We start from the raw sequence: 15663 nt of genomic DNA, 5'->3' as shown, positions 1-15663 counted from the left end.
ACCTCTTTCTCATTGAAAAAAAACATCGGCTGACCAACCTGCTTTCCTATCATGTCTGAGAAGACAGAGAATTCTTCAATCTTAATTTCAAAAATAAATCTTGAATCTCCTTGCTATAAATGCATTACTCTAAAATTTCAGTTGATTATATTTTGGTGATATGATATGATATTTCTTGCTTGAATTTTTTATGTCCCAGTAGCTCAGCTGGATAGAGCAACGGCCTTCTAAGCCGTCGGTCGGGGGTTCGAATCCCTCCTGGGACGTCATATGTATGAGAAAAGAGGTCTCCAGCTGGAGATCTCTTTCTTTGTATATTCATTCAGTTACAATGGATACGAATTAAGCTATATTCTTATAGAATTAAAATGAGTAATAACAAGAAGACTTCCGTCAGCTGACGGAAGTCTTCTTGTTATTTTCTTCTCCAATAAATCGATTACTACCGGCTCCTAAACCAGCCAGCATATAAATAACGGATGCAACAATGAGTAGAACGATTGCACTAGTCCAGCTATTCGTAAGATCATGCACAAAACCGAATAGCAGTGGACCTGCTGCTGCCAACAGATATCCAATAGACTGGGCCATTCCCGAAAGTTCTGCCGATTGGTTCACTGAGCGAGAGCGAAGAACGAAGAACATCGTTACAAGCCCAAAAGCTGCGCCTGTCCCGATACCAATTGGGATAACTGCAAGCGGAACCAGCGAACGCGAACCCGTTAACAGCACCCCTAGGCCTAGGATAAAGCAGGCAAACGTTGCTAGAATTAGACCTCGCTGATTCTTAAAACGTGCTGCCAATATAGGCACAACGAACGTAACTGGAACACTAAAAAATTGCATAAGTGAAAGCATCCATCCCGCTGTGGATGAGCTCATTCCACGCTGTGTCAAAATTTCAGGCAGCCAAGCTACGACGGAATAGAAAATAAAAGATTGTAATCCCATAACAATAGTAACCTGCCAAGCTAGCTTGGAACGCCATACGTTGCTTTTGGCAGATATTTGTACGTTAGGAGCTTCATGCTGAATCGAACGAAGCTGTGGCAACCAAATCATGAGCGCTACAAAGGATAATATCCCCCACATGACCAGCGATCCCCTCCAGCCCGTAGAAGAGTACTGAGCCAGTGGAAAGCTAATACCGGAAGCCAAGGCAGCAAATATGTTCATGGATACCGAGTACGTTCCCATCATGACTCCAACTTTATTAGGAAAATCCCGCTTAATGAGGCTGGGTAAGAGCACATTGCTGAGTGCTATACCAAGACCTAATAGAATGGTTCCTGCAAAAAGCGAAGTAATTGAAGGTAAATAACGAAGCACTATTCCTGCGGTCACCGCGAATACGCCCACAAAGAGCGTACGCTCTATCCCCCATTTCCGAGCAATTTTGGGGGCTACTGGGGATAAAAGTGCAAAAGCTAACAAAGGAAACGTCGTCAGTAGTCCTACGAGCGTGTGAGACATCCCTGTGTCATTTCGAATGATTTCAATTAAAGGACCTACGGATGTAATAGGCGCCCGCAGCGTCATAGCGATCATGATGATACCAATAAAAAGAAGGACTACTTGCAGCCTAGACTTACCCGGCTTTTGTTGATTATTCTCTGAGATGTCAGTCGTTTGTCGCATGTTATTCTTTATTTCCTCCTTGAGATGCTTGTAGTAGCGCATCCTGAGATGCTTGAATATATGTTCGGACTGCCTCAGCAGCAGCTGCCTCATCCTGATTTATGATAGCTTCGATCATCGTCTCACTCATCTGGCTATGAACGATGGCCACACACATATGCTCGTTTACCATTGAAACGGAGTTACGCACAGCCTCTGTCATGGAGTTATACAAATCACTCAAGATACTGTTGTGTGCGGCTGCAATCACTTGCTTATGAAAATGTACATCCGCTGCTACGAATGCTTCCACGTCACCAGACTCCTCCGCTACTCTACGTGCATCCAGAGAGGCTTGAAGGGCTATGACGTCGTCAGTCGTACGCCGTAGTGATGCAAGACGAGCGGCCTCCTGCTCCAGAGCAGCGCGAACCTCCAGTGTCTCACTCAGCTTACTGCGCTGAAGACGACGCAGTAGAACGGGGCTTAGGCTACTAGAAGAGCAAACGTAGGTACCATCCCCTTGACGCGTTCTTAGCATACCCCCATGAATGAGTGCTCTGATCGCCTCGCGAACCGTGTTTCTGCTAACCCCAAGCTTATCAACTAACTCCGGTTCCGGTGGAATTCGCTCTCCCACTGGCCAAACACCATTCTCTATCAAGGATTCGATCTGAGCTGTAACCTGCTCAACCAACGTAAATCGGTTCGGTTGTTGTAGTTCCAAAGCGATACCTCCAAACATAGGATGTTTGATTTATTGTATCATAAAAATTTAAATATAGGCTTATAAAAAGCAAAATAAGGCTGGTTTCCCAGCCTTATCTTATGCTTACAATTTAAATCTATCAAATGGTCTATTTTCTTGTATATCCCGAAATGATTATCTCTTAAGTTTACGGTTCGTAATCCACAGTGGAATTCGAAATAGAAGGTTAATCAGTAGCACAACTAAAACCAACACCGCTGCTGATTTGTCTGCAATCTGTCTAGCATCTTCCACGATCGCTTCCGATTGAACATACCATAGATGTACAGCAAGCGTTTCACCTGGAGATAATAAATTGAAGTCCCACATTTCTCCGGATGTACTGAGTCCTGCCGTAAGCAAAATAACTGCAGATTCACCGAATGCACGGCCTGCTACAAGGCAAATCCCTGTAATGATCCCTTGCATCGCCATGGGCAGCACGACGGTACGGATACACTGAAATTTAGTCATACCGAGCGCATAAGAAGCATTACGCATATCGTTAGGAACGGAACGTACAGCTTCTTCCGTTACTCTCGCCAGCATCGGGAGATTTAGGAATGCTAAACTTACAGCACCACCTAGAATCGTAAGTCCTACCTGAAAGTATTCAGCGAAAATAGCTAATCCGAGCATACCGAAAACAATAGAAGGTACCGAGGATAAGCTCTCCACACAAATACGAAGAATCTCAGTGAATTTATTATTCGGGGCGTATTCCGCCATATAAATCCCTGCACCAACCCCAATAGGAATCGAAATAATTAGAGATAAGAACAAGATATAGAATGAATTAAATAAAACAGGGCCGATCCCACCGCCTATGTCCATATCCTCAGGTAGCTTAGTCAGGAATTCCAGTGATAGTCCCGGTAAACCTTTGCTTAGAATGGAATAAAGTAACCAGAAGATGAGCAGTAATACAAGAACCCCAAGAGCGTAAAATCCAAATGTGGCAGACTTGTTATAGAGAATCGATCTTTTCATTTTGCGGCTGCGTGTCATTTCGTTCATTAAGTGTTCCTCCCTTTTCTACCCAGAAAACGAATGAACAAGATAAGGATGAATGAAATGACGAGGAGCAAGAATGCCATCATATGCAGCGCATAATTCCAGGTCGAATCAAATTCAACATTAGAAATTTGCATGACGATATTACTCGTCAATACGGATGTTGGTGAGAAGAAGCTTTTCGCCAGCTGAGCCGTATTTCCGATGACCATCACAACCGCCATCGTCTCGCCGATTGCGCGGGTCATGCCCATAATAATAGCTGCAATAATCCCTCTTCCCGCAGCTGGCAGTATCACTCTCATGATAACCTGCAAACGAGTAGATCCCATAGCGTAAGCCGCCTCACGGTACTTTTTCGGCACAGATACGATAGCCTCATCACTGATCCGGCTGATTGTCGGTAGAACCATTAAAGCCAGTACCAAAGCTGCTGCCAGAATCCCGTCTCCAAGATTCTCCCCACTTACTTTACGTAGAAAAGGAATGAGCACGGTCAAACCAATATATCCATATACAATGGAAGGAATCCCTACAAGAAGATCTAAAACAGGGCGAATCAAATTTTTGAACCATTTTGGAGCAATTTCGGCAATAAGTACAGCCATACCCACAGATATAGGCACTGCCATAACTAAAGTAAGCAGGGTAAGCGAAATTGTATTAATAATAAAAGCTGCCGCTCCGAAGTGCTCCTCTTCTGGATTCCAGTTAAAAGATAGGAAGAATTCAGATAAGGAAATGTGACCAAACGTAAGAAATGCTGTTTTACCAATAAAGAAAATAACCAATCCTAGTACGAAGCAAAGCGCTAATATACTGAATAAAAAGTAATATTTAAATAATCGATTCGTTAAACGGACACGGACAGAGCGTGTAAATTTGAATTTATTAGATGGTTTCCGTAAAGCCCTATCTTCAGGCACGATTTGCTGAACAGGCGTGTTCATCGTTTTCCTCCCATACAGCAGCCAGCCTCTAATTACACGAGGCTGGCTGCCGAATCACAACATAATGGATGTTACATTAGATATAATCTCTTATTTCATTGCCGATACTGGAATGAATTTTAATTTCTTCAGGGAACCTTGTTGGAATTTACTGCTTTGAATGTAGTCAATAAATGCCTTCGTTGCACCGGTTGGTTGACCTTTAGTCATGAAATATCCATAAGCCCAGATCTTATAAGAACCATTGATTACGTTATTCGTAGTTGGTGCTACACCGTTAAAGTTAATTGCTTTCAGATCGCTGTTTACATAAACCAAGTCGATATATCCGATAGAGTTAGGAGTCGTTGCAACAGCCGTTTTCATGTCGCCGCTTGATCCTACTTCCTTATAGTTCTTTTCTTTCTTCGTGATGTCTCCACCAGCTAGTGCTTTAGCTTGATAGTTAACACGAGTACCTGAACCAAATGCACGTGTAATAACGACGATGTCAGCGTTGTCTCCGCCAACTTCTTTCCAGTTCGTGATTTTACCAGAGAAGATACCTTTTAGCTGATCCGTGCTCAGGTTATTTACGCTTACGTTCTTGTTCGTAACTGTTGCAAAAGGAATTACCGCAACTTTGTTAGCTACTTGACCGTCGAAAGCTTTAAATCCAGGAACGTCAATGCTTGCATCCCAGTCACATGCTCCGATATCAGCGATACCTTTCTTAACTGCTTGAGGTCCAGTTACAGAACCTTTACCAGATGCTGCAATTCTAACTTTAGGATTGATTTTTTGGAATTCTTTAGCCGCTTGTAGAGTAAGTGGAAGCAAAGCTGTAGAACCGTTAACTGTGATTTTACCGGATACCTTATCGGAAGCTGCAGAAGCAGTTCCTAGGATTGAGGAAGCCACCATCAAAGATGTTACAGCTACCAGGGACATTCTTTTGAAAAATTTCATGTATTTATTCTCCTCTCGGTCTAAGCCGATTTAATTAGTTTATAGGGAAAGTTGTAGGGATTTACCGCCATTTTGAATCAGAACAATCTTACCGTCTACGATCGCTACCAATTGGGATCCATCTACCGAAAGCGACAATTCACTAATGTCAGCATCTGTGCTGTATACTTCGGTCTTGCTTCCACTTGCAGATACCGTATACACTTTTGTTTTGCCATCAGCTGCAATACCAGCTACTGCAAGTTGACCATTGGCATTGGTTGCTGTAACGGTTACATCGATATCGTTAATGACATCTTGTGTTTTACCGTCTACATTAACGGCTTTGAGTACGTTTTTAGCATTGCTGTTGTCTGGATCTGCACTTAGGTATAATAGTTTGCCGTCAGCTTGCAAGATTGGGAACAACTTGTTGTCATTGCTTGTTGTAAGTTGAACTGGCTTAGCGTCTTTAGTACCTACAGCTAAGGAGTAGAATTGCTCACCTGCACCTGAATAGTCAATGCTGAGGGAATCTTCTGTACTATCCTTGTCATTCTTAGCCACACCCGTGATATTTACGATGTAGACAATTTTTTTGCCATCCGCCGATACACGCACGTCTGATTTATTCTCCACTTTGTCAGCCAAAACTTCGGTAATTTTGCCTGTGTCCAATGTTATGTAAGAAATCTTCTCTTGTTTGTCACCTTGTACAAAGTAAATGCTCTTGCCGTCAGCCGACCAGTTCAAATCTGTCTTCACTGTCGTGTCTTGGCCCAGTAACTGTGTTTGTCCACCTGTTAAACTGATCAAAGACAATTGGCCCTTGTCATCTGCATAAGCGCCCCATTGACCATTTGGTGAAATCGCCATATCTGCTGCGTTACTATCAGAAGCAAGCAGTTGGCTGCTATAGTTTGACTTCAGTTTATAAACTTGTGGTACTTCGCCATCTTCGAGGACTGCAATAACATTGCCTTCTGAATCAAAGCGTGGGGATGCGAATGAACCCGCGATTCGTTTAACCGTTAGGATTTCTTTCGAACTACCAGACTGGCTAACAATTTCTCCACCCAGTGCGTTGACTACTGGCTCAAGTTCAACATACGTTCTGTTGTCTTGTAACAGTGGAGCAACCGCGAATGCAAGTGCCTCGTTATCTAGCTTGTATGTTTTCGATCCTGATTGTAAAACAAGCGTATGCAGAGCTGATGCGTCGGAGAGTGTTGTAATCCCTTTAGCGGATGTAGCTTTTGCGCCAATCACCTTAACAAGATCACCCAAAGCGACGAGAGTTGTATTCTTAACCTGAACGGAATTTACTGCAACCGTCTCACCGTTTACTTTAAAAGAAACACTAGAAACTTTTAATTTAACTGGTGCTTTAGCAACTGGTGCTTTGCTTGTTACTTTTGCTGGAGCTTTTGTTGCTGGCTTCGTGGTTGCTGCTGCTTCTGCCGTTCCTGCTGCTAATACGGAAGTTACTAATGCGGATGCCACTAGAACATTAAATACTTTATTACTCTTCAATAGGCTCACCCTTTTCTTATCGCATAAGTGCTATAGGACTATTTTCATATATCAATGTTAAATCCGTTCCAATGGAATGTTATGGGAATATTAAATATTTATTGTTTCTATTTGTAAAAATATGGATTACTTTAGTTGGAAATGGCGCTTATATAAGGAAAATGTCTATTAATCTATGTAAATGTATACAATTCTTTGTTAACGGAATGTAATGGAGGCTAGGAAATCCTGAATGAATCGGATTTAGCATATGGGGAATTGCAGATGCGCTATTATATTAATGTTGCTCAGCTAGATATGGAATAAGCATCTCAAACATACGATTTAAGAGCATAATAAAGAGACTCCCCTTACAAGATTATGCTGATCTTGTAAGGGGAGTCGTCTCTTTGGAATTATTCTCTTATATCTTACCAACCGATTCACCTTTAACTAACGACACATAGATTCGTTCATGTTCAATATGATCGCCTGCTATAATTTTGATCAGTTGTTCAGAGGCAAGTGCACCCCATTTACGTTTGGAATAATCAATGGTTGCTAGCCGAGGCTGCATATAACGGGTAAGTTCGATATTATCAAAACCAATTAGATGGATATGCTCGCCAATCTTGAACTCGGTTTCCGTAATGCGATTGTAAAGACCGATAGCCATCTCATCATTTAGACAGAATACGGCAACCGGTTCCTTGTATTCCTCCATGATTTGCTCTGCTGCATGTTCTCCGCCGCTTTTCTTGAAGTTCCCAGCAATTTTAATCCATTCGACATCATCATGCCGATCCGCTACCATCTGAACGGCTTTCATCCGTTGATTGGAATCAAATGAGCCTTCAGGCCCCGTGACGACGTAGATCTTCTTATGCCCCTGCTCAAGTAGATACTCTATAGCCAACGTGGCTCCCGCCTTATTGTCCAATAAGACCTGATTGATATTGGGATGTTCTAATTCACGATCAAGTACTACAATTTTATGGTTGCGCCTCGCATATTCTAGCAGTTCCTCACTTGGAAATGTATGGTCCAATATAACGGCTCCATCCATCATTCGCTCTGGTAGCATTCGATGAGCTTGTTTACCGCTACAGACTACTAAATCATAACCTCGGGCATTGCAAACTTCCTTCATCCCATCCAGAAGATCCCCATATACATCGCCTTTAAAATCGGTTAAGAACATACCTAATATCTTAGACTCTTTCTTCTTCAATGTTCTTGCAGCCGCATTAGGGACATAGTTCAGTTCTCTGGCAATCTCCAAAATTCTAGAGCTTGTTTCACCCGTTACTTTACTGCTACCGTTGAGGGCATAAGATACCGTTGAAATGGAAACCCCGGCTTTCTTGGCGATATCCTTAATACTTACCATATGTCCTCGCTCCTCCATAATGCTATTGAAACTGGCGATCTGTAAAAGATCGCCTTTTACTTACATGTAAATCTCAACGATGTTTCGCGCCTGCTTCATCTCACGATCAAAATCATTCTTGGAAATGAGCGCCCCTCCCTGACGGTAAGGGTTTGATAGATTTTCTGAAGTCAAAGGTGTTCCGTTCATTAGGATACGGCTAATACTAGTGCCTGTGATGTGATAAACAAACGTAACTTGGACTCCTGCAAATTCAAAGTCGAAATGCAGTCCGTCTAATGTAATGGGTAGTACAGGATCTATCACAAGGTTGCCTTGTTCCTGACGTATGCCAAGGGCACTTGAGATCAGCTGATTCATATAAATCCCAGGTCCGCTGGAATAAATTTTCCAGCCCCCTTTCACCTGAACCTTACCGCTACGAAGATCATCGAACCTTGCTTGTGCCTCGTATCGGGTATTGAATTTACCATCGGAGCTACTGAAATAAGCATTACTCTGGCGAAGCTCAGCATTCGGAACAACATCAGTGATTCCAACAGGATTAATGATTTCAAGCCCACTCCATACATCATCTGTATTACCCAGTTTCGCCATAGCTTCTATATAACGGATATGTGCATGCACATATTGCAGACCAACCTCGCGTCCGAAGTTTGATGCCTGTTCTGCTCTCTTAAAGTGCTTACTTACCCCACCGGCATATTGTGCAGGTCGATTCATTAGACGCACACCGTCAGGAGATAAAAATTTATCCTTAATCAGACGATTGTGAGATTGAGCTTGCTCTAGATCAAGCAGTTCTGCAATAATACTTCTTGTCATCGGGAGTAACCGATATTGAATGCCGGTCTCCGTATCCGTTGGATGTAACATTAACTTAGCCTGAGCCGGATCCTCCATGTAAATGAATCCCGGAATAATTCCCGTTTGTAACATATACCGATTGTAGTCACTCTCAATGCCTAATGACAGCTCCCGCAGTTCAGCAGCAAGCGCCTGATCGGCCGGAAGTAGTGCTTTAGACAACTGATTTAATGTCTGATATGTCAGCGCAACCGTCCAACTGCTGACCATATACTTCTTCAGCTGTGCATTTGCCGGTTGAAGCGTATCATCCCAATCCCCATCCCCATAGGATGATAGATGGGTATCATGAAGGAAATGGCTACGGATATAGCCTATTTCTTTTTTCGCATGTTCAAGGATCGCTACCTTTTGCTCAGTGAACTGGAATTCGCCCTTCTTGGTATAAGGAACCTTTTCCTCCAAAATGCTGTAATCTTGGGTAGCGTTCAAATAATCACTCAACACTTTAAGCGGCCATACGATAATATCGCCATGACTTTCTTCCTGTTGTATGGCAAAATATTCATCGAACATGAACCACTGTGGCCAATTTCCATCATCTTCGTACTGATGAGAATAAACCATTTTGAGAATATCCCGCACCTGCTCGAATTTTTGTGTTGCCATGAAATATTCAACGGGGCCTTGGCACACATCCCGTGTTCCCCAGGCCGCACCGCCATATTGCTCAAGACCGTGTGGAACAGAATAATGAACAAGCATGTTATGCGTGTACCACCAAGCCAGAGCATTCACCTTAAAGAGATCCTCTGATTCCTCATCAGCAGAGCGTGAGAGATGGAAGCCATTCATAACATTTTTATAAAATTCGCGGAATTTCGCAATCTCTTCCTGAGCGTTACGAGCTGACGCTGGAAGATCTTCTCCTTCGAGCAATCCTTGCATTGTGAGTGTCCATTCAGAACTTTCTCCAAGCTGCAAAGTTACAAGCGAAGCATCACCGGCATGGACTCCATCCGCAAGCACGGTTTCATCGCCAACCGTAACATCGGCTCCATCCACCCACATACGGTATTTAAGATTCGGATATACATCCGAACTAATCGCATTCTGATCCCCGGTGAATACCAGCTTGCCTTCTTCCTGTGTCATGTGTACTGGAAGCTCGTACTCATTTACATTCATCGTAACTTGATTCGTTACTAGATATCTATAAGATTGGCCACTCTCCGAACGCACGTTTAGGCGTACTTCAGGTGTATCCAAAGTTGTAAAGTTCGTGATAATCAACATATCTTCTTCCATTTTATAATACCATCGAACATAGTTAAACCCGATTTCAAATAAAGAAGGCATGGTAAGCAGATGAAACTTGCCTTCCCGTTCCACATAAATACGCTGACCTGCTGTCTTAGGCACATTTAGCGCGTTCCGTGCATTACTCATCATCTTATTAAAGTTCGTGTTACCGACCACAACATGTGAATTAAAAATACCATACATATAAGAAGTAGTCGTCATCACCTTGGCGCCCAGTTTAACATTGTTACCACTCATGAGAATATGTCCGTGCGGACGTTCTACAAGCAATTCTTTGTCTTTAAGTACGATATGTTCATACGTATCTGTAAAGAAAGCTAGCAATTGACCATCTTTGCGCTCTTCTTGGTGCATCGAAGAACCTGGAAAGCGCAGGCTCACCTCTTCTTCAGTCATAGAGAGTGTCTGCAAGGGCTCACCAATTGTATTTTTCAGATGGATCGGAGCCAGCTTGTGCAACTCTTCTTGATATTCTTCGGTCTTATAAGCATCCCATGCGCTTTGAATTTCATCGGCATATTCCAGCTTCGTAACCGCTACCGCATGATCCTCTTTGACTAAACCATAGAACACAAAGCTAGCTTCGCCATTTAATGAGATAAGTTCAGATTGAAGTGCAGTATAAGCGAATTCGTATTGATACACTTCATTAGCAAGATGAGCCTTACTCAAACGTTCTGGCATATTTGTTTCTTTGTAAGACAAACCGAAGAACTGGAATCCGTCCGTCGAATAGCCAACGGAACGGGTTAATGAACCCTGCTGCATGTAAGGGAATGCCCCTCCTTGCGGCTGATTTTGACGGGAACAGATGACATAACCCTTCGCCTCGTCTTCAAATACGGTATGGTCGATATATTGCGACAGATATGCTTCGTTGCTACGCACCGCACCAATATCCGCATTGCCGATATCCTGTCCGTAGATGACATCGATCTTCACATCTTCTCCACGAGTCACGACGTCCCAGAACCACACTCCCTGCTTCGTCAGCGCGAGAGTCACTCTGTATTCGATATTTCCGGCCAAACCTTCCCAAACCACTCGCCTTTTACCGGTACTAACTGTACTGCCTGATTGTATACCAAGCATCGGGAAAAACTGTATGCCAGATTCTCCGTGAGTCCGCAAATAGAGGTTATTCATCGATCCATCGATAGGGCTTGTCATAAGCTGATTGATCATTGTCCGTCCGTTTACAGCTTGATACAAATCTCCGCTCTCCCAAAAGGTAAAACATAGATCGCCAGCTTGAACGTTAAACTTAGATTTCGTAATCGTTGTTGTCATGGGTATGTTCTTTCCTCCTATCCCGGAAGCAACCAGCTAACTTAGCCGACCGCTTCTCAAGGCAGTTGTTCTGAATTTGTATGATAAGATGTGCCGTTCTTCGGCATCATTGAACTGTTCCGTTATGCCAGTTGGCTCGAAGCTAGCTTAAACTTCTGCTCCAGTGTATCTCTGCTGTTTGACCCGACAAATACATGAAACGTTCCCGGATCACTTGTAAATCCGAGATCGGAATGATGATATCGAAGCTGCTCCTCTGTTAAGGTAAAGGTCGCAATACCATGTTCTCCCGGAGCAAGCTTAAGTTTCTTATATCCCTTCAGTTCTCGCAGTGGGCGAACCACTTCGCCAGACACGTCGCGAATATACAACTGTACTGTTTCCACTCCAGCTCTTGTCCCTGTATTCAAGACTTTGACGCTGACTGTTAACGGCTGATTCGGAGTCATCTCAAGACTTGAGAGTGTTAGATCGCTATATTCAAAGGTCGTGTACGATAGACCGTATCCAAACGGAAGCAACGGTTCATTCGGGCTGTCTATATACTTCGAAACATAACGTTCCTCGGTTTTTAGCGGATCTAACGGACGTCCCGTATTGAATCGATTGTAATAAACAGGTACCTGTCCTACGGATTGTGGGAACGACATGGTGAGTTTTGCTGACGGATTTACGCGACCAACTAGAATATCGGCCACGGCTGCTCCACCTTCACTTCCAGGGAACCAAGCTTCCAGAACCGCATCAGCTTCATTGAATACACCCTGTAAATCAAGCGGACGGCCGTTGAAAATAACAGCAGCTATCGGTTTCCCTAATTTTTGCAAATGTTTAACAAGTTCAAGCTGTGCCTCAGGCAGACGAATATCCGTCCGTGAACCGCCTTCACCACTCATGCTGGAATCTTCTCCAAGAGCCAGAACAATGATATCTGCTGTTTGCGCTGCTTCTAGTGCCTCTTCCAATTGTTCCTGCGTGATGCTATGGATATCGCATCCATTAGCCACGCGCAGCTTTCCACTTTGCAGACGTTCTTCTAATGCAGTACCAAGTTTAACAGCATCTTCCTTCACGCCTTCACAGGACCACCAACCCAGAATATCATCGCTTTGTGCAAACGGACCGATCAAGGCCACGTTGGACTCGTGCTGTAGTGGAAGAACACCGTTATTTTTAAGCAGAACACAAGATTTGGTAGCCAATTCATAGGAAACTTTACGATGCTCTTTACAGAATACAAGTTCACGTTCACGTTCAGGATCTGCCCCGCGCAGTGGATTTTCAAAGAGACCCAGCTTGTTTTTGAGACGCAGAATCCGAAGAACAGCTTCATCAATTAGCGTCTTATCCACGCGACCACTTTGCAGAAGCTCTGGCAAGTTCTGCACATAACATGGTGTCATCATTTCGATGTCCACACCCGCACGGATCGCGCGGTAAGCTGCTTCACAATCATCTTCAGCTGCTCCGTGTGCGATCATTTCCCGAATGGATGCCCAATCAGATATCAGCACACCGTCAAAACCCCATTCATCGCGTAAAATTCCACGCATGAGCTTCTCATTCCCCGTAGCTGGAATACCGTCGACGGTATTAAAAGAAGTCATGACCATTTCGCAGCCTTCATCCAGCGCTGCCTTGTATGCCGGTAAATAATATTCACGCAAATTTCGTTCGGACATATCGACCGTATTATAATCACGCCCGCCCTCAGGCGCTCCATATGCAGCAAAATGTTTGACGCATGCAGCAAGCCGCTCTGTATCCTCCTGCAGATTCCCTTGGTATCCCCGAACGAATGCCCGCGAAAAGAGGCTGTTCAGATATGGATCTTCCCCCGTCGTCTCCATCACTCTTCCCCACCTTGGATCACGGACCAGGTCAACCATTGGCGCAAATGTAACATGTAAGCCTGATACTGCAGATTCTCTGGCAGAGATTTCTGCGCTCTTCTCAGCAAGCTCCGGCTCCCATGAACTTCCGATGGCTAGAGGGATTGGGAAAATAGTCTTAAATCCGTGTACCACATCTGCCATAAACAGCAAAGGAATACCCAGACGATTCTTGCTCATGTAAGCCTTCTGTACGTCTATAATGGCTTGAGCTCCCGAGAGACCGAGCACTGAACCACTGGCTGTAACCATTTGTTCAGAAATGCCCATCTCTTCCATTGGACCTGTTATTTGCCCTTCACTTTCTGTCCCTTCATGGAAATGAGCGGTAAGCTGTAGCAGTTGAGCAATTTTCTCTTCAAGTGTCATTTGATTCAACAGATCGATTAACTGATGGTTCTCCATTTCATTCCCTCCGCTCCTGTATTTAAAAGAGAATATTTAGGTTTGGCTCATTCCCTCACGCTTTAAGTGAAGAACCCGGCTGCATCGGAATATCCTGCGCACCGGGTTCAAGGGATTAGGGCCGCTATTAAAAGTCTCCGGCCAAATCAATTTGCAGCTACATACTCCATTACTTTTGGTTGTTCAATTCATCCAGAGCCGGTTGAACTAGAGATTGCTTACTTTGCACCCATTTCTTCCAGTTCGCTTCCAGATCTCCACTTTGCAGAATTAGGTTTGCATACTCATTCTGGAATTCGAAAGATGCTTGGCTCTTAGCTTTGGAATCATATAACTGTACATCCCAGTCATACTCAGCCAGCTTACCGCCTTCTTTACCTAGCTTCGCTTTGTCTTGGAAATGCTTAACTGCAGTATCACGATATTCTTTTTTAATCGCCGGGTTAATCATGCTGAAATCATCACCAAGAACATACAGTCCCTCAAAACGGGATGGGTATTTGTCCTCCAACGTTGTTCCTTCAGGAAGTAGGCTTATAAGCTCTTTATTTTCACCGTATTTCCAGTCTTTTCCTTCAAAGCCCATGTTCAGAATCAGTTGTCCTTCTTTGCTTGTTGAATAGTCCATCAGGTCCATCACACGCTCGAATTTTTCTTTGCTAATATTTGGCGAGAAAATGACGGAAGACCAGAAGTTCGCTTGCTCAAGGTTACGATATTTGCCATCGTCACCTAGAACAATAGCCGTATGAACGAGATCATCACTGTTTACGTCAAGGTTCTTCTTCATTGCCGTATTCATATCTTGTCTGTACGATGCTAGACCACCAAGGCTAGTGACTGCAGCTACGCCTTTGACTTTGAAGTTATTACTGCCTTCATTGTTTTTCCATGTGTAGAACTCAGGGTTTAGGAGACCTTCTTTATAAGCTTTTTGCATCATCTTCAAACCAGTAAGAGTCTCAGGATCAGCTGGGCCCCAATGGAATTTGCCGTCTTCACCTTTGTAGAAAGCAGATTCTACACGTGAATGTTCACTGTTTGGCATGATAATGTTCGTAAGAGCGTCATCCGCGTTGTAGGAAAGAGGAATAAGCTTCGAACCGAGCTTACCAGGGTCTTTCTCTTTAACAAGTTCCGCATATTTCATGAGTTCGTCTGTAGTGTATACATCCTTAAGTTCGAATCCCACAGCTTTTGCCCAGTCCTTACGTAAGGCGATAACACCAATTTGGTTAACTAACGGATCAGCTGGTTTATTCTCAAAGTACACAGGTCTTGGCAAAATGTACGTGCCGCCTGTCAATTCCTCAAGTTTGTCACCAAGCCTGTCTGCTTATAAGCTGCAGCTATGTTCGGCCAACGTTCCTTCCAATCATCTGGGAATTTATATAAAAGTCCTTGATCAACATAGTTCATAAAATCGCCATGCACATAGTTCCAGCTCGCTACATCAGGTAGGTCATCGGAGTTAATCCATAGGCGAAGCTTCTCTGCCCAAGAATCCCACTGAATAAAGTTGTAATCCCATTCAATATTGAACTTGTCCATCCAGAACTTATGGAACTCATTGTTCAGTTGGCCATCTTTCAGTTCAATGGTTTGAGCGACAGAAACTTTGAGTTTGTCCGTGTATTTGCCATCCTTGTCTTTCTCATTGCCGCCTGATGCATCTTCTTTCGAGCATGCAGTCACTGTTAGCATTGCTAGAGACAGCGCCACGGCCAGAAGAGGTTTTACCAATTGTTTTTTGTTCGTTTTCATGTTTTACCCCCGTGATTGATTAAG

The 15663-nt window shown here is 43.7% G+C and carries 11 protein-coding genes and 1 tRNA gene; 1 reads left to right on the top strand and 11 read right to left on the bottom strand.

Going from position 1 to position 15663, the window contains the following annotated elements:
* Window positions 1-192: 192 nt before the first annotated feature.
* Window positions 193-266, top strand: a tRNA-Arg gene (locus JCM16418_RS18740).
* A gap of 127 nt (window positions 267-393) precedes the next feature.
* Here JCM16418_RS18740 and JCM16418_RS18735 read toward each other — a convergent pair.
* The 11 genes from JCM16418_RS18735 to JCM16418_RS26075 all read right to left on the bottom strand — a co-directional run bounded on the left by JCM16418_RS18735 (window position 394) and on the right by JCM16418_RS26075 (window position 15639).
* Complete coding sequence (locus JCM16418_RS18735; RefSeq protein ID WP_036652079.1) at window positions 394-1638, bottom strand: CynX/NimT family MFS transporter; 1245 nt, start codon at window positions 1636-1638, stop codon at window positions 394-396.
* Between the two features lies 1 nt (window position 1639).
* The gene (locus tag JCM16418_RS18730) at window positions 1640-2344 is read right to left on the bottom strand and encodes a FadR/GntR family transcriptional regulator (protein WP_306304809.1); all 705 of its coding nucleotides are present in this window, start codon (window positions 2342-2344) and stop codon (window positions 1640-1642) included.
* A 156-nt stretch (window positions 2345-2500) separates the two neighbouring features.
* A complete protein-coding gene (gene pstA / locus JCM16418_RS18725; RefSeq protein WP_036652074.1) occupies window positions 2501-3382 on the bottom strand; it encodes a phosphate ABC transporter permease PstA in 882 nt (293 codons plus the stop codon).
* Window positions 3382-4329, bottom strand: a complete 948-nt coding sequence (gene pstC, locus JCM16418_RS18720) for a phosphate ABC transporter permease subunit PstC (protein WP_036652071.1) — start codon at window positions 4327-4329, stop codon at window positions 3382-3384. Before pstC ends, pstA begins: the two co-directional genes overlap by 1 nt.
* 90 nt (window positions 4330-4419) lie before the next feature.
* Window positions 4420-5277 carry a phosphate ABC transporter substrate-binding protein gene (locus JCM16418_RS18715; RefSeq protein WP_036652068.1) on the bottom strand — a complete coding sequence of 286 codons (858 nt, stop codon included), beginning with the start codon at window positions 5275-5277 and terminating at the stop codon, window positions 4420-4422.
* 39 nt (window positions 5278-5316) lie between these two features.
* Window positions 5317-6789 (bottom strand): stalk domain-containing protein, encoded by a 1473-nt coding sequence (locus JCM16418_RS18710; protein ID WP_036652063.1) that lies wholly within the window; start codon window positions 6787-6789, stop codon window positions 5317-5319.
* Window positions 6790-7192: 403 nt separating this feature from the next.
* Window positions 7193-8158 (bottom strand): LacI family DNA-binding transcriptional regulator, encoded by a 966-nt coding sequence (locus JCM16418_RS18705; RefSeq protein WP_036652060.1) that lies wholly within the window; start codon window positions 8156-8158, stop codon window positions 7193-7195.
* Window positions 8159-8218: 60 nt separating this feature from the next.
* Window positions 8219-11578, bottom strand: a complete 3360-nt coding sequence (locus JCM16418_RS18700; protein WP_036652058.1) for a GH36-type glycosyl hydrolase domain-containing protein — start codon at window positions 11576-11578, stop codon at window positions 8219-8221.
* Window positions 11579-11700: 122 nt separating this feature from the next.
* A complete protein-coding gene (bglX, locus tag JCM16418_RS18695) occupies window positions 11701-13875 on the bottom strand; it encodes a beta-glucosidase BglX (RefSeq protein WP_036652054.1) in 2175 nt (724 codons plus the stop codon).
* Between the two features lie 169 nt (window positions 13876-14044).
* The gene (locus JCM16418_RS18690; protein ID WP_242403903.1) at window positions 14045-15160 is read right to left on the bottom strand and encodes a type 2 periplasmic-binding domain-containing protein; all 1116 of its coding nucleotides are present in this window, start codon (window positions 15158-15160) and stop codon (window positions 14045-14047) included.
* A 17-nt stretch (window positions 15161-15177) separates the two neighbouring features.
* Window positions 15178-15639: an extracellular solute-binding protein gene (locus JCM16418_RS26075; RefSeq protein WP_242403902.1), complete on the bottom strand. Its 462-nt coding sequence runs from the start codon at window positions 15637-15639 to the stop codon at window positions 15178-15180.
* Between the last annotated feature and the right edge of the window lie 24 nt (window positions 15640-15663).

The sequence above is a fragment of the Paenibacillus pini JCM 16418 genome, from assembly GCF_000576305.1.
In the GTDB taxonomy this organism is placed as follows: Bacteria; Bacillota; Bacilli; order Paenibacillales; family Paenibacillaceae; genus Paenibacillus_AQ; species Paenibacillus_AQ pini.
The sequence above is the reverse complement of the archived record's forward strand: the minus strand, read 5'-3'. Positions and strand labels throughout refer to the sequence as shown.